At 30.1% G+C, this 17,448-nt stretch carries 20 protein-coding genes; 15 read left to right on the top strand and 5 right to left on the bottom strand.

The window, feature by feature from the left end; translation table 11 throughout:
* The first annotated feature begins 19 nt into the window (after positions 1 to 19).
* Positions 20 to 424 carry a VOC family protein gene (locus KDK92_RS20680; RefSeq protein WP_250861313.1) on the top strand — a complete coding sequence of 135 codons (405 nt, stop codon included), beginning with the start codon at positions 20 to 22 and terminating at the stop codon, positions 422 to 424.
* Positions 425 to 925: 501 nt separating this feature from the next.
* Positions 926 to 2,485: a lysine--tRNA ligase gene (lysS, locus tag KDK92_RS20675; RefSeq protein ID WP_250861312.1), complete on the top strand. Its 1,560-nt coding sequence runs from the start codon at positions 926 to 928 to the stop codon at positions 2,483 to 2,485.
* A gap of 95 nt (positions 2,486 to 2,580) precedes the next feature.
* Here the strand turns inward: lysS and KDK92_RS20670 are convergent, their stop codons facing one another.
* Positions 2,581 to 3,006: a GNAT family N-acetyltransferase gene (locus KDK92_RS20670; protein ID WP_250861311.1), complete on the bottom strand. Its 426-nt coding sequence runs from the start codon at positions 3,004 to 3,006 to the stop codon at positions 2,581 to 2,583.
* A 181-nt stretch (positions 3,007 to 3,187) separates the two neighbouring features.
* On the opposite strand from KDK92_RS20670, the gene KDK92_RS20665 reads away from it, so the two are divergent.
* A complete protein-coding gene (locus KDK92_RS20665) occupies positions 3,188 to 3,556 on the top strand; it encodes a PH domain-containing protein (protein WP_250861310.1) in 369 nt (122 codons plus the stop codon).
* 199 nt (positions 3,557 to 3,755) lie between these two features.
* On the top strand, positions 3,756 to 4,508 hold the full coding sequence (locus KDK92_RS20660) for an exodeoxyribonuclease III (protein WP_250861309.1): 753 nt from the start codon (positions 3,756 to 3,758) through the stop codon (positions 4,506 to 4,508).
* Positions 4,509 to 4,662: 154 nt separating this feature from the next.
* Here KDK92_RS20660 and KDK92_RS20655 read toward each other — a convergent pair whose 3' ends face one another.
* A complete protein-coding gene (locus KDK92_RS20655) occupies positions 4,663 to 5,247 on the bottom strand; it encodes a nitroreductase family protein (RefSeq protein WP_250861308.1) in 585 nt (194 codons plus the stop codon).
* Positions 5,248 to 5,299: 52 nt separating this feature from the next.
* Positions 5,300 to 6,166, bottom strand: coding sequence for a class I SAM-dependent methyltransferase (locus KDK92_RS20650; RefSeq protein WP_250861307.1), 867 nt, complete (start codon positions 6,164 to 6,166; stop codon positions 5,300 to 5,302).
* 468 nt (positions 6,167 to 6,634) lie between these two features.
* Here KDK92_RS20650 and KDK92_RS20645 point away from each other — a divergent pair, with 468 nt between their 5' ends.
* The 9 genes from KDK92_RS20645 to KDK92_RS20605 all read left to right on the top strand — a co-directional run bounded on the left by KDK92_RS20645 (position 6,635) and on the right by KDK92_RS20605 (position 12,747).
* The gene (locus KDK92_RS20645) at positions 6,635 to 6,985 is read left to right on the top strand and encodes a PadR family transcriptional regulator (RefSeq protein ID WP_250861306.1); all 351 of its coding nucleotides are present in this window, start codon (positions 6,635 to 6,637) and stop codon (positions 6,983 to 6,985) included.
* A complete protein-coding gene (locus tag KDK92_RS20640; RefSeq protein ID WP_250861305.1) occupies positions 6,975 to 7,520 on the top strand; it encodes a DUF2812 domain-containing protein in 546 nt (181 codons plus the stop codon). Before KDK92_RS20645 ends, KDK92_RS20640 begins: the two co-directional genes overlap by 11 nt.
* A gap of 74 nt (positions 7,521 to 7,594) precedes the next feature.
* On the top strand, positions 7,595 to 8,314 hold the full coding sequence (locus KDK92_RS20635; protein ID WP_250861304.1) for a M50 family metallopeptidase: 720 nt from the start codon (positions 7,595 to 7,597) through the stop codon (positions 8,312 to 8,314).
* Positions 8,315 to 8,801: 487 nt separating this feature from the next.
* Positions 8,802 to 8,978 carry an H-type small acid-soluble spore protein gene (locus tag KDK92_RS20630; RefSeq protein WP_250861303.1) on the top strand — a complete coding sequence of 59 codons (177 nt, stop codon included), beginning with the start codon at positions 8,802 to 8,804 and terminating at the stop codon, positions 8,976 to 8,978.
* A gap of 183 nt (positions 8,979 to 9,161) precedes the next feature.
* Positions 9,162 to 9,542, top strand: a complete 381-nt coding sequence (locus KDK92_RS20625) for a MerR family transcriptional regulator (protein WP_250861302.1) — start codon at positions 9,162 to 9,164, stop codon at positions 9,540 to 9,542.
* Positions 9,543 to 9,550: 8 nt separating this feature from the next.
* On the top strand, positions 9,551 to 9,820 hold the full coding sequence (locus tag KDK92_RS20620) for an aldo/keto reductase (RefSeq protein WP_250861301.1): 270 nt from the start codon (positions 9,551 to 9,553) through the stop codon (positions 9,818 to 9,820).
* Positions 9,821 to 10,627, top strand: a complete 807-nt coding sequence (locus KDK92_RS20615; protein ID WP_250861300.1) for an aldo/keto reductase — start codon at positions 9,821 to 9,823, stop codon at positions 10,625 to 10,627.
* Between the two features lie 245 nt (positions 10,628 to 10,872).
* The gene (locus KDK92_RS20610; protein WP_250861299.1) at positions 10,873 to 11,877 is read left to right on the top strand and encodes a LacI family DNA-binding transcriptional regulator; all 1,005 of its coding nucleotides are present in this window, start codon (positions 10,873 to 10,875) and stop codon (positions 11,875 to 11,877) included.
* Positions 11,878 to 11,934: 57 nt separating this feature from the next.
* The gene (locus KDK92_RS20605; RefSeq protein WP_250861520.1) at positions 11,935 to 12,747 is read left to right on the top strand and encodes a purine-nucleoside phosphorylase; all 813 of its coding nucleotides are present in this window, start codon (positions 11,935 to 11,937) and stop codon (positions 12,745 to 12,747) included.
* Positions 12,748 to 12,875: 128 nt separating this feature from the next.
* On the opposite strand, the gene KDK92_RS20600 is transcribed toward KDK92_RS20605, so the two are convergent.
* Entirely contained in the window at positions 12,876 to 13,682 is an 807-nt protein-coding gene (locus tag KDK92_RS20600; protein ID WP_250861298.1) for an endonuclease/exonuclease/phosphatase family protein, read from the bottom strand.
* Between the two features lie 376 nt (positions 13,683 to 14,058).
* Here KDK92_RS20600 and KDK92_RS20595 point away from each other — a divergent pair, with 376 nt between their 5' ends.
* On the top strand, positions 14,059 to 16,050 hold the full coding sequence (locus tag KDK92_RS20595) for an elongation factor G (RefSeq protein WP_250861297.1): 1,992 nt from the start codon (positions 14,059 to 14,061) through the stop codon (positions 16,048 to 16,050).
* A gap of 132 nt (positions 16,051 to 16,182) precedes the next feature.
* Here KDK92_RS20595 and KDK92_RS20590 read toward each other — a convergent pair whose 3' ends face one another.
* Positions 16,183 to 16,641, bottom strand: coding sequence for an aegerolysin family protein (locus KDK92_RS20590; protein WP_250861296.1), 459 nt, complete (start codon positions 16,639 to 16,641; stop codon positions 16,183 to 16,185).
* A 121-nt stretch (positions 16,642 to 16,762) separates the two neighbouring features.
* Between KDK92_RS20590 and KDK92_RS20585 the strand changes: the two genes are divergently transcribed.
* The gene (locus KDK92_RS20585) at positions 16,763 to 17,296 is read left to right on the top strand and encodes a methylated-DNA--[protein]-cysteine S-methyltransferase (protein WP_250861295.1); all 534 of its coding nucleotides are present in this window, start codon (positions 16,763 to 16,765) and stop codon (positions 17,294 to 17,296) included.
* The last annotated feature ends 152 nt before the right edge of the window (positions 17,297 to 17,448 follow it).

Here is a 17,448-nt window from a genome sequence, read left to right as displayed (position 1 = left end):
ATACATATTGGAGGAAATTATGATTAAGAGATCTATTCATCATGTTTGTATTCAAACAGAGAGGTATGAAGAATCACTTAGGTTTTATACAGAGATAATGGGATTCGAAATAGTTAATGAAACTGCTGGATTTCATGGAAGGGCATACAACACATGGATTAAGTTAGAAGATTTTATGATTGAGTTACAAACCCCAAAGAATGGTGATAAGCTTAATGAATGGAGTAACAAGAATGCAGGTATAGTACATATGTGTTTTATGGTTAAGGACGTTGAGGCAGAATTCAAAAGAATCAAGAGCTTAGGATATAATGACTTTAAGATTAAGAATAGTGAAGAGTTATACAAAGTGGAAGGAAGCTATTTGTTTAAGGTTAAGGCACCAGAGGGTACTGAGATAGAGTTTAGAGATATAGAAATTTAAAAAATGATTGACAAATATGATTTAATAAAATATAATGTATTAAAACATTAAATTCAAAAACTTGGAAAATATTTATTATAGACTGTGAAGAGAAGAAGTAATTAAGAAGAGCGATTCTACAGAGAACTCCGGTAGCTGAGAAGGAGAAATTGGTGGCTTAATGAATAAGGTCTTGGAGTCTCGTATTGAACCGTTACTATGGTGAATTAAGCTTGGTTGCGGGGGTGGTGCGACGGGTTCTCACGTTAAAGAGATTGGGTATAAGCAAGGTTTAGTCTTGAACGAATAGTTGCTGATTTTGTTCGTTGGAAAGGTAAAAGTAAACCGTTGTCGTACTTGAAAAGGTTAATATGGTGACATATTAACAAACTGAGGTGGTACCGCGAAGTTAATAACTCTCGTCCTCAAGACTAATGTCTTGGGGGTGAGAGTTTTTTATTTGTTCAAAAATAGGAGAATTAATATAAATTTTTAACATTAGATTGAAGGAGTGATATTATTATGCATTGGGCACAGAGAATAGCAGAAGATTTAATAAGGAAATATCCAGAGAAAGAAGTGTTTGTATGTGCATCTGGAATCAGCCCATCTGGTTCTGTTCATATAGGAAATTTTAGAGAAATAATAACAACTTATTTTGTGGTTAGGGCGTTACAAAAATTAGGAAAGAAGACAAGGTTTATTTTCTCGTGGGATGATTTTGATAGATTTAGAAAAGTCCCTAAGAATATTGATAGTTCATATGAGAAGTATATAGGGATGCCATATTCAGAGATACCAGATCCATATGGGTGTCACGGTTCTTACGCTGAGCATTTTGAATCAGAATTTGAAGAAGCCTTACGAGTATTTGGTATAGATGTGGAGTTTATTTATCAGAGTAAAGAATATAAATCAGGAAGATATAATGAAAATATACTTTATGCTCTTAAGGAGAGAAAAAAAATATATGATATTCTTATGAGATTTAAAACACAGCAACCTACTGAAGAAGAGAAAAATTCATTTTATCCAATAACCCTTTATTGCGAAAGTTGTAGGAAGGATAATACAACAATTGAGAGTTTTGAGGAGTCAACAGGTGAAATTCAATATGGATGTAAGTGTGGAAATTCAGGTTGTGTAAAGGTTTTAGAGGCAGATAATATTAAATTGAATTGGAAGATTGATTGGCCTATGAGATGGATGGGTGAGGATGTTATTTTCGAGCCCGGGGGTGCCGATCACTCAGCTGAAACAGGTAGTTATAATGTATCAAAAGTTATTTGTAGAGAAATATTTAATCATCAAGCACCAGAATATGCAGCTTATGCGTTTATAGGAATTAAAGGGGCAAATGGAAAGATGTCTAGTTCAGCTGGAAATATAATTACTCCAGGAGAACTTCTTAAAATATATACACCAGAGATAATACTATTCATGTTTTCAAAATATATGCCTAATGCAGCATTTAATATTGGACTAGATGATGATGTATTAAGAAACTATTCAGAGTTTGAGAGATATAGTAATGCTAATGAGATGGGTCGTCTCAGCGATGAGGATATTAAATATTCATTGGAGTTATCTTATTTAGGCGCAGAAAATAGTAATCTTCCAAAGTTCGGGCAGATGGCAGGTATATTCCCACTAGTTAACTTTGATATAAATACACTTCAACATGTATTAAACAAGGCTGGGGAATCATATTCGATTGATAAGATTAAGATTTTGAGTGATAGAATATATCATTGGATTAATGAGTGGAATCAAGAGAAAGCAATAAGTATAAGAGTAGTAAAAGACAAGGAATACTATGATAGTTTAAGTGATAAAGAAAAAGACTGGCTTAATGGATTATGTGATGTAATTGAAAATAGTGAAAATCAGGATAATACATCACTGATGAAAGATTTGTATGATGTGTGTCATGATGATGATAAAAAAATAAAGAAAGCAAATCAAAAAAGTCTATTTAGCATTGTATATAAGTTAGTGTTAAATAGCGATAGTGGGCCAAGGTTACCATTGTTAATAAAGACAGTTGGTATTGAGGGATGTTTAAATTTATTAAAATTTTAGACTATGTTTTAATGTAATGTTGAAATAAATGATATGGGTATAAGGTGGGAATATATTCCTGATTATACCCATAAATATTTTAATCGATTAGTGAGTTACTCATTCTCTGTCAATTGCTTTACAAAATAATGACGTTTACTGGTTAGAGGATATTCTTCTAATGTGAAAACTTCTTTGTATCCTAACTTTACATAAAAGTCCCTAGCTTGAAAACTAAAAGTATCAAGAAATGAATATTTACAACCTCTTTTTATGGCTTCTGATTCAGCATCTATTAATAATTTAGAACCGATTTTCTGACCTCTTAAATTTTCATCAACCCATAATAATGATATCTCTAACCAATTACCATGAGTTTCTGCTGAAATCCCTCCTATGTTATTTCCAGCTTCATCATTAACAAAAATTGCTAGTGGTTTAACTTCTTTTAGCTCTATCTGAGAAAGATTGTATTCTATTAAATTATTTATAATTACATTAAGATCTTGTTCTTTTGGATTATCAGTCATTATATATTTCATGCAATTACTCTCCCTTCTATGGAATTATATCAGTCTAAATATTAGCATTCATTTAATTACAAATAAAGAGTGAAAAACAATTATAACTATTTTATACCTATATAATAATAAAAAACTGTTTATAAAATTAATACATAATGTTAAAATGGTATATAATTACAAATAAAGGGGATGAATTACATTGGCAAATCTTAATGAAATTATGAATTGGACTTTTATAGCAGAGACAAGCATACCTAATGAAATAAAGGATATATTAATTGAAGGGGAAGAGGTAGAAGTAGCATACAAAACAATTAGAGACGTAGCTGCGGTAACAAATAAGAGGATAATTGTTGCGGACAAGCAAGGGATTACAGGTAAGAAAGTTGAAGTGTATTCTCTTCCGTTCAAGTCTATAGTTATGTATTCAAGTGAGAATGCAGGAAAAGTCTTAGACTTTAATGCAGAACTTCAATTGTGGACTAGGGCAGGAAATTTTAAGTTGAATTTGAAAAAAGGTATAGATATAAGAAAGCTCGATAGGATTATAGCAACGCATATATTATAGAATATATGGGGGACAGTTCTCAAGTTTATTAAGAAAACATAAGTTTTCTTAATAAATTATTGAGAACTGTCCCTTATTTTTGTTCTATGGTATAATCTATATTAAGAGAAAATTAATATTAATTACTAGAATGTTATTATTTTAATTTTAGAATTGATAATTTATTATTCATAGATGATATTTGAGAGGAGAGAAAGAGATGAAATTAATTTCATGGAATGTGAATGGGATAAGAGCCTGTGTAAAAAAAGGGTTTCTAGATTTCTTTAATGAAATAGATGCTGATATTTTTTGTATTCAGGAGAGTAAATTACAAGAGGGACAGATTGATTTAGAGCTTGAAGGGTATTATCAATATTGGAATTATGCTGTTAAGAAAGGGTATTCAGGAACAGCTATATTTACTAAAAAAGAGCCTATAAGTGTTACTTATGGAATTGATATTGAAGAACATGATCAAGAAGGAAGAGTCATAACCTTAGAGTTTGAGGATTTTTACTTTGTAACGGTATATACTCCAAATTCAAAGCGTGGATTAGAGAGATTGGATAATAGAATGTTATGGGAAGATGATTTTAGAGCATATCTTAAACAATTAGATAAGGTTAAGCCTGTTATAATGTGTGGAGATTTAAATGTAGCTCATAAAGAAATAGACCTTAAAAATCCTAAGACAAATAGAAAAAATGCTGGTTTTACAGATGAAGAAAGAGAAAAGATGTCAATATTCTTAAGTGAAGGATTTATTGATACTTATCGATTCTTTAATCCAGATAAAGAAGGGATGTATTCTTGGTGGTCATACATGCGAAACGCTAGAGCTAATAATGCAGGGTGGCGTATAGATTATTTCTGTACATCTGAATCTTTAAAAAACAGACTTGTTAGTGCAGATATACACACTGAAATATTAGGATCAGATCACTGTCCTGTTGAGTTAGTGATTGAATAATCCAAGGTATATAGAATAGATATAAAATAATGAATACTTAGAATGATATATAACCTAGAAACCAAAGAGGTTAATCCTTTGGTTTCTGGGTTTTAATTTTAATATAATGGCTTGAAGTATATTAACTGTAAGGTTACTATTATATAATCATTTATTATAAAGAATAACTATCATAAAACACTATCTCATCCAAAGACTTTTTTGAAGATATTTTAATTTCACCATCAGGATAGCCAAATGCTAATATCTCAGAAGGATAGCAGTTAATAGGTAGTTTTAGTAAGGTTTTGAGATCCTCAACATTGAAATATGATATCCAAGTTGAGTATATTCCTTTTTCCAAAGCTGCTAGTACCATATTAGAACCTGGGATTTTTGTTTGGTGTTCTTCTAGATTTATTTTTGAATATAAATCTTTTGGAAGGGTAGAAATAGTTTCTTTTAGTTCTGGACAACGTGAGTGTTGAATAAATAATCCACCTGACTCTTCATCCACAATTGTTGCACATAATACAATAAGAAAGTTTGAAGATTCAATCCATTTTTGATTATAACAAATTTTTGAGATGCTTTTAATTAGTGATTTATCTTTGATTACACCGAATTTCCATGGTTGTTCATTTCCTCCTGAAGGGGAGAGTCTTCCAGCCTCAAGTATATAATCTATAATTTCTGTAGGAACTCTTCTTGAACTAAAATTCCTCACACTACAACGTTTTTTTAATAATTCATTTATCATAATATAACTCCTTTCAAATTTATAACTTTTGATTTTAAGGTAAATATATAAATTAGAGTTTCTGAACAACTAAACCTAAAGAAGTTGAGTTTTCATCATATGGAGTACCATCTAAGTCAGCCCACTTCTCTACAATCTTCAATCCATATTTATTCAACATTTCTTCAAGTTCATTTAAAGTGAACAATTTTTCATAGATTCTATAAGTTTTAGTGTCATCTTTAGTAATAACAGTATATTGATCTAAGAAAGTTGTTTCATCTTCATAGTAGAAAGTTTTACTTAAAACTGTATGAGATGATTTGTTCCAAAAGCCTCCATTAAAAGAATTCCAATTGTTTTGTATATTCCTTTTATTTTTAAAGTTTATTGTTAATACATCAAAAACAAAGTAACCGTTAGGCTTTAATGCATTATATACGTTTTTAATTATCAATTCCTGATTATTTTTATAGTGAGAGCCAAAGTCATAATAAATCAGTGTAATAATATCAAAATCTTCATGAGAATTCATTTCTAAGTAACTATCATTAATATATTTAATGTGTAAACAATTTTCTTTAGCAGAGTTTATAGCGTGGGTAATTGAAGTTTTAGATAAATCTATTCCTGTAACATTTGCTCCAGATTGTGCAAACTTTTCGCAGTACAAACCTGGACCACACCCTATATCTAGTAAATTGATGTTTTCATTAATATTGAAATAAGTGATTAGATGGTTTGTAATTCTATCTATTGTTCTGAAATTTCGACTTGCAGCATCAATATTTGGATTAAGATGAGCTGTCAGCATTTGAGTAGATATGTAATCATCATCCCAAAACTTATCATCGCTTGGTGTATATAGCTTAGGTTTAGTTGAGATGTCATTAATCAGTTTTATTAAATCAATATTATTGTTTATATTATGTTCTTTCATTTTAAAATCTCCTTATAATTGAATTTTGAATAATAACACAATTTTTTAGAATAAAAAAAGAGCTACAGATTACTCTGTAGCTCGTAAAAGCTTGTTTCCAAATAAGGTGCAATGGAATTATGAGTAATCAAAATCATTTAATAAATTTAGGCAATCTTAATAAGCAATTTTTATGTAATAATTTGATTTATTATCACACAAAAAATCGTATCAAATTGTTTCCTAATTTAATTATTAATATGACTTTGTTACACTTCCATGCTTATTCATGTTATACGATTTTAATAACACTAAATTTGCCGGATATCATCCCACCTTTGATCGTATTATTATTCATTAACATTATATAATATTATGGAAAAACAATCAAATAAAGGTTCACAATAACTGGAAAGCATGTTACTATATCATTAAATGCTATATCGTTAAATGATATAGTATTTAATGATATAGTATGGAGGAATGAACATGGCTAGAAAGAGTTCTTTTGATGAAGAGCAGTTAACGGATTCATCATATTATATTTTGCTCACTTTAGTTGAGGAAAATCATGGTTATAGCATAATGCATAATATAGAAGAGATGACTACTGGAGAGGTGAAGATAGGTCCAGCGTCTTTATATACAATATTGAAGAAGATGCAAGGGGCACAAATGATAAAGCTTATAGATAATGATAATGATCGAAGAAAAGTATACAATATTACGAACAAAGGGAGAGAGGTTCTTTTAAAAGAGATTAAACGAAGAATTACGATGGCTGAACATGGAAAGGCTGTGTTAAATCTATTAGAAGGGAGAAGTGAAAATGAATCATAGTAGAAAGAAATTTAAATTTTCTATGGGATTAGGGTTTGCTGAAGAGCGAGAGATGAAAATGTTAAGTAGTATGGCAGCTAAAGGGTGGATTTTTTACAAATTTAAAGGACTTGGTTATAAATTTAAAAAAGGTGAAAGTCAAGATTTGATTTATAACCTTGATAGTGTGAGAATTAACGAAGAAGATAAAACAGAATATCTAGAGGTTTTTAAAGCTGCTGGATGGAATTATGTGTGCTCTATTGGAGATTCATTTCATTTCTTTTCTGCAAAAACAGGAACATTACCGATCTATTCAGATAAGGTTACAAAAGAAGAACGTAATAATAGAGGGATAAAGGATATATTGAAAGGGGCGGGATGGATACTTATATTTACTATAGTACTTCTATTGGCACAGCGTATGCTTAAGACAGTTGGCGTGAATCAACTTGTACATTTTATATTATCAATAGTTATTGAATTTTGTATAGGGCTAACAGTTATGTACATCATATGTGCATTGTTTATGAAATTTAAGAAGAACAAAATATAAATGATTCATTGTGCTATGGTTGAAAAGAAATGTTGATTTTTAGAAACAAGATAATTTTAGAGGAGGATAGATATATGAAAATAATACTATATATTATGCAGTCACTACTGTGCTATTTTATAGTTGTTACTATACATGAATTGGGTCATATCATTGTTGGGATACTATCAGGATTTCGTTTCGAGCTATTTGTGTTAGGGCCATTTGGGTTAAAGCGGGATGATAATGGTAAAATTATTTTTTATCTTGAGAAAAATAAGGCTATGTGGGGTGGTTGCACTGCCACTGTACCTGTTAATGATAATAAAGATAATTTCAAGAAATTTGCAAAGGTATTAATAGGAGGACCGTTATCCTCACTGGTGTTTGGAATAACAATGTTATGTTTATTTGTGTTTAAACCTTATTTTTTTGTACTGATGTTAGGGGTCGTGGCTATAAGCATATCGGTAGCTACTTTAATACCTGTGAGAGCTGGGTGTTTTTATACTGATGGTGGTAGATGGCTAAGAATAAAACGTAATGGGTATGATGCAAAAGTAGAAATAGCAATTTTTAATTTTATTCAATCCTACTATATAAACAAAAATTATTCTAAATTGACTATCACAGATACACAATTATTAATACAGGATAAAGATTTTAGAAATCAGTATATGGGACATTATTTTGCTTATTGCTATTATAATGACAATAACGATAAAAATAATTCAGATATAAAACTAAAAGCAATGAAAGAACTTGAAAATAATGTACCGAAGAACTTTGTAAAACTATATTCAGCAGATAAATAACAACATATTATGAGTATAATCTTTAATTGATTATACTACACCCCCACTAGTAATAATAAAGCAATCATAAATATACTGTTTTTTCATAATTATCCCCTCCATATAGTTAAATTCTATGAATAATAAATTATGTTTTTGAAGAATATAAAAGAAAATCAATTTAATGGGAAATGAAATCATTATGTCTGAAAATCATTTGGAGATATTAGAGCAAGTATAATAGATTTAAAAGATATTGCTGACAGTTTGAAGGAAACAAAAGGTGTGTTTAAGGCTAAATAATTCATTATCATGACTCCACTACTAAATATTAAAATAAAGAATTGAAACTACCAGAATGGTTAAACTAAATCAGTACTATTTGAACTTTTAAAATACTTAATTGTTCTAACGGATTAGAAAACGTAGTTTTAATAATTAAATGTTGAAGTTTTAATTAGTATATAAATATTAATTTATTTAATCCATAATATTTGGGGTGATTTACATGTTAATGAAAAGAGCACAGGAAATTTTTAATTCAAAAGGTGTATTAGATGTGAAATACAATAATAATGATGTATGGATCAATGAATTAAATTTTGATAAGAAAACTGCAATGGTCAAAAATCTAAACAATAATCGAATAATGGAAGTGGAAGTATCAAAATTAATTGAAACATAATAATAAAAATCACAGTAAAGGAACCTATATATATTTTGTAGGTTCTTTTGCGTTCTGCAAAAAGAGTAGTATTGGTTTTGCAGCAAAGTTTATAAATTTTAAGATTATTATTTATTATTGACATGGAGTAAACTCCAACCGATATACTTTTAGTAAGAGTAAAGTAATTTTAGGGGGATTTTCATGAGGATTAGTGAAGTTAGTGAAAAGTATTGTATATCAAAGGATACCTTAAGGTATTATGAAAAGCTAAAAATGTTAAAGCCTGATAGAATTGGGGGTAAAAGAGAGTACTCTATAAGTGAATGTAAAAAATTAAAGAGTATTCTTCAATTGAAAAAGCTTATGTTCACATTAAGTGTAATAAAAGAGATGCTTGAGGTTGATGAGCGAGTTGATAGGGATATATATAATGGAGTAATAAAAGATGAAGATTTGGAGCTGTTGAAAAATATGATAGCTTATAAATATGATCATATTAGGCAATTAGAAGCAGATATACAGATTGCCAAGGGGGAGTTAAAAGCTATTGAAAAAAAGATTGAAATAATTTCAAAGGGGTAGGGGGAAGCGTGGAAAGCTTTGATAAGGGATTAAAATTAGGTTATGGATGCTATGGACTAAGTGGTGCTTATGGAAAGGAATTAATTAAGAAGGAAAAAATAAATCTACTAAATAATGCTTATGATATGGGGATAAGGTATTTTGATACAGCTAGCACATATGGTGATAGTGAGGAAATTTTAGGTGGTGCATTAAGACGACTGAATACCGATTATATTGATATTTTTCATATTCATTATGGTAGTAAAGAAAGTAATATTGAAGAAACTATAGAATGATTGGAGAATTTAAAGAGAAAAGGTTATGTAAGAGCATATGGTATAGGACATGTCAGTAATGAAGAGATAGGTGAGTACTTGAAAAAGGGAAATGTATTTTCAATTTTGATGGAGATGAATATTATAAACAGTCAAAATTATAACTTTCTAAGAAGGGTTAAGGAAAGCAGTAATAGTCGGTTATATTCAATGATAAGAGAAGTGAAGATTATTCCATTTAGTATAACGGCTAGAGGTTTGTTGACAGGAGCAATAGATAAAAATACAATGTTTCAAGATTATGATATACGATCTATAGATTCCTTGTTTAACAAAGAAAGAATGAATAGAATATCTAAATTGATTGAGTATATGAAAAAGTTAGCAATGGAACAAGGTTGTTCTATTGCACAGTTAGTTATTTCATGGGTCATTAATAAAGAAGGGGTTTGGAAAGCCTTGACAGGACCTACGAAAATTGAACATTTAAAAGAGAATATTAAGGCTCTGGATATTAATTTAGATAAAAGGGTAATGAAAAAAATTGATGAATTCATGGAATCTGAGAATGATGAGAGAGATAGAAGAACCAAGAAATGGATTGAAAGAGTTTTAAAAGGACAACCAAGTAATGATGTTACAGAAGAAATAAAGAATCTTATATTTATTATTGATTTTTATATTGATAACGGAAAATTTAACAGTGATTTGGGGATGCAGTTATTCTCAGAATTGATATATATTAAGAACAATAGGTTTGATATTAATAATGATTTATTAAAGTTGAGATTGATAAAGGAACAAATTAGAATGAATTTAGAGGATTAATTGGCATATGAATATTGAGATCATAAGAAAAATCATTTTCTCATAATCTTTTTATCTTAAAGAATTTAGGGGACAGTTCTCAGGAAATATAGCTGTAATTATAAATTGTATAACGAGAAAAACTTGAGAACTGTCCCCTAGCTAATTCAAAGAATTGAGAAAATTTAGATTTGATAAATTCATAAGGAAAGGATATAATAAAGATAAGTTAGAAACCGGTTACAAAGGGTGATGGTGATTTAATTATGAAGATGAGTGATATTGCAAAACTTGCAGGAGTATCAAAAGCTACCGTATCTAGAGTTATAAATAATTCTCAAAATGTGAGTAGTGAATTAAAAGCAAAAGTAGAAAAGGTTTTAATAGAAACAGGCTATAAACCTAACTTGCTAGCTCAAGAACTTGCAACTAATAAGACAAATATGATTGGAATAGTATTACCCAATATAGGGATAGACACATTTTCAAGCATAACAGAAGGCATAACTGATATATTGGATAGTAAGGGATACAATGTATTGCTTGCAAATTCAAATGGAAGTATTGAAAAGGAAGTTGAGTATATTAAAATATTTAATAGGAAACAAGTAGATGGTATTATAATTTTCCCAGTAGACATTACTGAAGGGCATATAGAAACAATAGAGAGTATAAATGTTCCTGTGGTTGTAATAGGTCAAGAAAATGAAAATCTTCAAGTATCTAGTGTATTGTATGATGACTTTAATGCTGTTAAAGATATTACAGAATTATTGATTCACAATGGACATAAGAAAATTGCGTATATAGGCTTAGATGATAGAAGAGAATCTATTGGAAAGTTAAGAAGAATAGGATATACAGAAGCTATGAAATCATCCCAAATAGCCATTCAAAATGAGTATATACAAATAGGTAGCTTATCAATTTTATCTGGATATGAATCAATGAAGCATATAATTGAAAGAAATAAGGAGTTGCCAACAGCAGTAGTTGCTGCCACAGATAGATTAGCTATAGGTGCTATGAACTATTTGAAAGAAAAAAATATAAAAATACCAGAAGAAGTCTCTGTCGTTGGAATAGATAACATGGAGATATCATCAATAATAGAACCAAATTTAACAACTGTAAATTTTGATTATAAAAAGTCAGGTGAGAAAGCTGCTGAAATGATTCTTAATAAAATCGAATTAAAGAGCAAAGACAATGAGAGATATGTTTTGGGATATGATATAATACGCAGAAAAAGTGAGCGTTTATTAAAATAAAGAAGTAATCTATGGTTTTTGAAACCGGTTACTAGAGGAGGAATATTCATGGAAAGAATGTTTGAAAAAGTATGTGAATCAGCAAAGTATATAAAGGAAAATGCAACAATGCAACCAAAGATAGGGGTTATACTTGGGTCAGGATTAGGAGACCTTGTTGATGTAATTGAAGATAAGGAATATATAGAATATAAAGATATACCGAATTTCCCACAATCTACAGTTAAAGGACATAAAGGTAGATTAGTTTTTGGAAAAATTAATGGTGTAGAAATAATGGCAATGCAAGGAAGATTCCATTATTATGAAGGATACACAATGAAAGAGGTTGCTTATCCTGTATTTGTTATGAAACAGTTAGGAATAGAAAAAATGATTGTTACTAATGCTTGTGGAGGGATAAATACTGAGTTCAAACCAGGAACATTGATGATTATTACTGACTTTATAAATCTTTTTGGAGATAACCCTCTTATTGGAGTTAATGATGAGAGATTCGGGGTACGTTTCCCAGATATGTCAGAGCCATATAGTCTTTCTTTAATAAGTAAAGCAGAAAAGATAGCTAACCAAATAGACGTAGAATATGAAAAAGGAATATATGCTGGTTTCATGGGACCATATTATGAAACAGCTGCAGAGATTAGATCAATTGGTGGTCAAGGTGCTGATGCAGTGGGTATGTCAACAGTTCCAGAAACAATTGCAGCAAACTATTTAGGAATCGAAGTGTTGGGAATATCATGTATAACTAATATGGCAACAGGAATTCAAAAGGTAAAACATTCACATGATAGAGTTGTAGAGACGGCTAAGAAAGCATCAGTAAATCTATGTAAATGGGTTGAAAAAATTATAGAAGAGATATAAAAGAGTTTATAATCATTATAGGAAAGTAAAATTTTTTGTGATAAATAAGATTGATATTAAGCAATAAGATAAACCTTGTATATTTGGACGATTTTCCAACTATACAAGGTTTTTATTTCGAAGAAATATTACATATCAATATCATCAATCTTAATTTCAACGCCATAATGATCAGAAACAAAAGATTTATTTGATCCATTAAAAATACATTTTGATGACAGTACATTCAACTTTTTATTGGTAAGAATCCAATCAATACGGTGGTCTTTATTTTCACTTCGTCCTTCCCATCCATGTATTTCTCCTTCTATTGTAACACCATTATCTCTAGTTTGAGCGAGGGCATAGGTATCATATAAGTTTTTCGATAGGCAATAATCATATCCTTCACCGGTGAGAAAAGCATCGTTATTAAAATCACCCATTAAGAAACAAGTAGTTTCATCATCCAAGTAAGTAAGTAATTTTTCAATCTGAGAATCAAATTTATCTTCATTATCATCCCACCAGCCAAGATGAACTGAATAGAAATCATATAGTTGAGAATCGACTTTTATACGTGCATATGTTATTTTTCTAGTTTTCCAATTATCACGAGTTGATGATGAAGAAACAATAAAAGAATCTTCCACTACAAAAGGATGCTTGGATAATATAGCTACCCCTTCCTCGTATTTACCAAAGCCAACATGAGATATATCCCATGTAAGGTAATATTCTCTACCTGATATATCTTCGAGAAATTGTTTAATTAAATAGCCGGTATTATCTTCATGAATATTATTAAAAACGCATTTAGAGGAAATCAATTGGCTAACCTCTTGAAGAGCTACAACATCGTAGTCATTATCATATATAGTTTTAGCTATTATTTGTAATTTGCTAATTTGATTATCTTCTTGCCATGAGTGACAATTTAAGGTCAATAGATTCATTTTTAGCCTCCGTTAGCATATCAATTATTTACCTAATAACAAGTATACATGCAGATTAATGAGAATTCAATTTTGGAGTTCGAGTAGATTATAAAATTTATGCATCAAATGAATATAATCATTCTATACCTATGAAACTATAGTCCTTTTATGAAATAATATAAAGGTAGAATCTTGAGCATAAGTACTCAAGTAGTAATAAACTCAAATTTTCATATGCTAAAAAGAGTAAATTTATATTACAAAGGGAGATGTAAATATGAAAAAAATCGATATTTCAGTGAGAATTATAAAAAAACAGGCATGGTGCTTGCAAAGATAAATATGAATTCAATGGAATAATATATCAAGTCCATGCCGAATATGGAGGCATAATTTGATTAAAAATAAAGAAGAAACTAATGAAATAAATAAAAATAAGAAAATAATTAATTTAGGGATAGTTGCACATGTTGATGCTGGTAAAACAACAATTACTGAGAATTTATTATATATGAGTGGAGCAATAAGAGAAATAGGAAGAGTCGATAATGGAAACACTCAAACAGATTCAATGGAGATAGAAAGAAAAAGAGGAATATCTATTAAATCCACTCCTATCTCAATCAATATAAATGGTAACAAGATAAATATTATAGATACTCCTGGACATGTGGAATTTGTAGCTGAGGTTGAGAGAGCTTTGAGTATACTTGATTGTGCTGTTTTGGTTATATCGGCAAAAGAAGGAGTTCAATCTCATACTAGAGTATTATTTAAGATTTTAAAATCCTTAGAAATACCTACAATAATATTCGTAAATAAGGTTGATAGACTAGGAGTAGATTGCGAAGAGTTGATTAAAGACATAAGAGAATTACTCAGTGAAAATATAGTGAAACTTCAATGTATTGATAAGCAAGGATCTAGAGAAGTGAAGTTAGGTAATATATTAAATGATAGTGAGATTATGGACGAAGCTATAGAAAAATTATGTGATATAGACGAGTCAATCTTGGAAAGATATTTAGATAGAGAAGTGATTGAAAAGAGTTATGTGATAAATAGGATAATCCAAGAGAATAATAAATGCAGATTATACCCAGTGTTTTTTGGATCTGCTTTGTTAGGCTTAGGGATTAATGAAATATTTAATTATATACCTGAAATGTTTAGCGATAACAATAAAGCTAGGAAGGATTTATCAGGTAGGGTATTTAAGATTACTCATAACAGTAATGGGGAAAAAGAGATATATGTGAAGATTTATGATGGAGAACTTAGGGTGAGGGATACAATAAATATTCATGATAGTAATAGAATGTTTAAAGTTAAAAGAGTAAAAGTGTTAGAAGAAGGCAGGTGTATTGAATCCCATAAGATTCAAAAAGGTGATATTGGAATTATTTATGGCACTGACGAGTTGATGGTTGGTGATATACTAGGATATAGAAGTAGTGGTATGAAAATAGCGAGCATAGCTAAGCCTACTATTAAGACAGCTGTGAAGTGCGTGAATCCAAGGGAAAATGTAGCCCTTTATGAAGCACTTAAAAGATTAAGCATAGAAGACCCATTATTAAATTTAGAGATAGATGATTATACAAAGAAAATTTATGTTAGTGTTTTGGGTGAAATACAGATAGATATAATAAAGGAAATCTTAGAGGAACAGTTTGGTTTAATGGTCATATTTGATGATGTGCATACTATATATAAGGAAGCACCTATAGGATTTGGTGAGAGTATCATGCCTATTTATAGGGGTAAGAATCCTTTTGCCGCAGGGGTAGGAATTAGGGTGGAACCAGCTGAAAGAGGAGCAGGAATAATTTATGAAACTGAGGTTTCTTATGGTGATCTTTTAAAACCATTTCAGAATGCTGTGAGAGAAGCTGTGTACGAGACGTGTAAATGTGGACTAAAAGGTTGGGAAATTACTGATATGAAGGTTACATTTTTCTTTTCAGACTATAATAGTGTAGATAGCACTCCAGCAGATTTTAGAAATCTTACTCCTTTGGCTTTAATGAGGGCATTAAAAGAGGCTGGTACAGAGATTCTGGAACCATACTGTAATTTTGAATTGAAAGTGCCTAATGAAGTTAGTGGAAAAGCTATGGCAGATATTAAATTCATGAGAGGTACAGTTCTCAATATTTTAAATATAAATAATGAATTTGAGATAACCGGAACAATACCTTCAGATACATCGCAAAAGTATGGCACAATTGTTGCATCTTATACAGAAGGAAGAGGAATTTTTACCAGCGATTTTTTTGAATATAGAAAGGCACCAGGAGAGGTGTGTGTTGAAAGGGAAAAGGATAAAAATCATCCGTTTAACGAGGATATGTATCTTATGTATAAGATGAATGTGTTGAAGTAAATACCATAGATTAATAATATAAAAATGAGGGACAGTTCTCAATAATTTAGTATATCTATATTAAATTATTGAGAACTGTCCCTCTAAGTTTTTAGGGAGAGTTGCTAATTTCTTGAGAACTGTCCCTAAAAGTTAGGTTTCAGATATAACAATTTCAATGTTCTGATTCCAGCCATCTAAAGCATCAACAGGAGGATATAGGGTATGCTTTATCAGTTCAGATGGGTACGAAGTGGCAACATAAGTGCTTTGTTCAGTACCTAATGGGTTATTCCAAGAGATTACTATTCTAGGATTATCAACACCTTTTAGAGGGGTTGCCGTTGTATAAGTAACAGAACCTTCGGGTCCGTTTACATAGGATATGCCCTCATTATTAACTGAAAATGTAGTTTTATCACCTGAGGAAATTATTGATCCAGGGAGTTCCTCTTCCTCCCAAGTACCTTTTCTGAAATGTCCACTCTTAAGCTTTACATTGGTTCTCATCAAGGTAGTATTTAGATTATTTCGTATAGTTATATTAGATTCTCTAGTAAAGAGATCATTTATATCTCTGAAAGTTTCGTCGTAACAATCATTATAATGCATATACATTCCTTTCTTTCATATAAGTAATTCAATGTATTATATGATGTATTGGTAATTCTTGTTCTATATTGTATATGTAAAAAAAGTGTATAATTATGATATAAGCCAAGGAGGTATTAAAATGAAAGAACTGAAAAGGTTATACACAGATTTAGTATATCTTGAGACTCCAATAGGTGTTCTAGAGATTTGTGGAAACGGAAGAGCAATAACCTGTATATTATTCTTGGAAGATTTAACTAAAGAGTCATATATTAATTACATTGAAAAAAACAACTATAAAGCAAATTGTGATAACATAGAAGAATTACCTGAAGTTATGAAGAAGGTTATGATACAATTAGAAGAATATTGTAAAGGGGAAAGAAAGAGTTTTCAAATACCTATAGAATTTGAAGGGACAGAGTTTCAAAAGATATCTTGGAATCAGTTGACTAAAATTCCTTATGGAGAAACTATATCGTATAAAGAACAAGCTATGGCTATGGGTAGAGAAAAATCTGTAAGAGCTGTAGGAGCGGCCAATGGGAAAAACAGACTAAGCATTATTATACCTTGTCATAGGGTGATTGGAAGTAATGGCAAATTAACTGGTTATGCAGGTGGAGTAGATAGAAAAGCTTGGTTATTGGAGCATGAAAGGAAATATAAATAAATTGCTAGTCATTCACAATAAATGATTTGGATTAATATTGATAGCAAGTAGTTTTTAGGAATCAGCCACTTAATATTACTCTAGTTTATTTTTTTTAAGCTGATATAATAGATTTTAGATAATAGTAGATGGAGTATAAAGAGATAAATAGA

Source organism: Oceanirhabdus seepicola, assembly GCF_023684385.1.
Classification (GTDB): Bacteria; Bacillota; Clostridia; order Clostridiales; family Clostridiaceae; genus Oceanirhabdus; species Oceanirhabdus seepicola.
This window is presented reverse-complemented; position numbering and strand designations above follow the sequence as displayed.

Coding starts and splice junctions, on each gene's coding strand:
- KDK92_RS20590 (WP_250861296.1), bottom strand. CDS start 16,641: ATGCATTATAATGATTGTTACGACGAAACTTTCAGAGATATAAATGAT.
- KDK92_RS20655 (WP_250861308.1), bottom strand. CDS start 5,247: ATGATAAATGAATTATTAAAAAAACGTTGTAGTGTGAGGAATTTTAGT.
- KDK92_RS20670 (WP_250861311.1), bottom strand. CDS start 3,006: ATGAAATATATAATGACTGATAATCCAAAAGAACAAGATCTTAATGTA.
- KDK92_RS20640 (WP_250861305.1), top strand. CDS start 6,975: ATGAATCATAGTAGAAAGAAATTTAAATTTTCTATGGGATTAGGGTTT.
- KDK92_RS20635 (WP_250861304.1), top strand. CDS start 7,595: ATGAAAATAATACTATATATTATGCAGTCACTACTGTGCTATTTTATA.
- KDK92_RS20600 (WP_250861298.1), bottom strand. CDS start 13,682: ATGAATCTATTGACCTTAAATTGTCACTCATGGCAAGAAGATAATCAA.
- lysS (WP_250861312.1), top strand. CDS start 926: ATGCATTGGGCACAGAGAATAGCAGAAGATTTAATAAGGAAATATCCA.
- KDK92_RS20660 (WP_250861309.1), top strand. CDS start 3,756: ATGAAATTAATTTCATGGAATGTGAATGGGATAAGAGCCTGTGTAAAA.
- KDK92_RS20625 (WP_250861302.1), top strand. CDS start 9,162: ATGAGGATTAGTGAAGTTAGTGAAAAGTATTGTATATCAAAGGATACC.
- KDK92_RS20630 (WP_250861303.1), top strand. CDS start 8,802: ATGTTAATGAAAAGAGCACAGGAAATTTTTAATTCAAAAGGTGTATTA.
- KDK92_RS20680 (WP_250861313.1), top strand. CDS start 20: ATGATTAAGAGATCTATTCATCATGTTTGTATTCAAACAGAGAGGTAT.
- KDK92_RS20645 (WP_250861306.1), top strand. CDS start 6,635: ATGGCTAGAAAGAGTTCTTTTGATGAAGAGCAGTTAACGGATTCATCA.
- KDK92_RS20650 (WP_250861307.1), bottom strand. CDS start 6,166: ATGAAAGAACATAATATAAACAATAATATTGATTTAATAAAACTGATT.
- KDK92_RS20585 (WP_250861295.1), top strand. CDS start 16,763: ATGAAAGAACTGAAAAGGTTATACACAGATTTAGTATATCTTGAGACT.
- KDK92_RS20610 (WP_250861299.1), top strand. CDS start 10,873: ATGAAGATGAGTGATATTGCAAAACTTGCAGGAGTATCAAAAGCTACC.
- KDK92_RS20605 (WP_250861520.1), top strand. CDS start 11,935: ATGTTTGAAAAAGTATGTGAATCAGCAAAGTATATAAAGGAAAATGCA.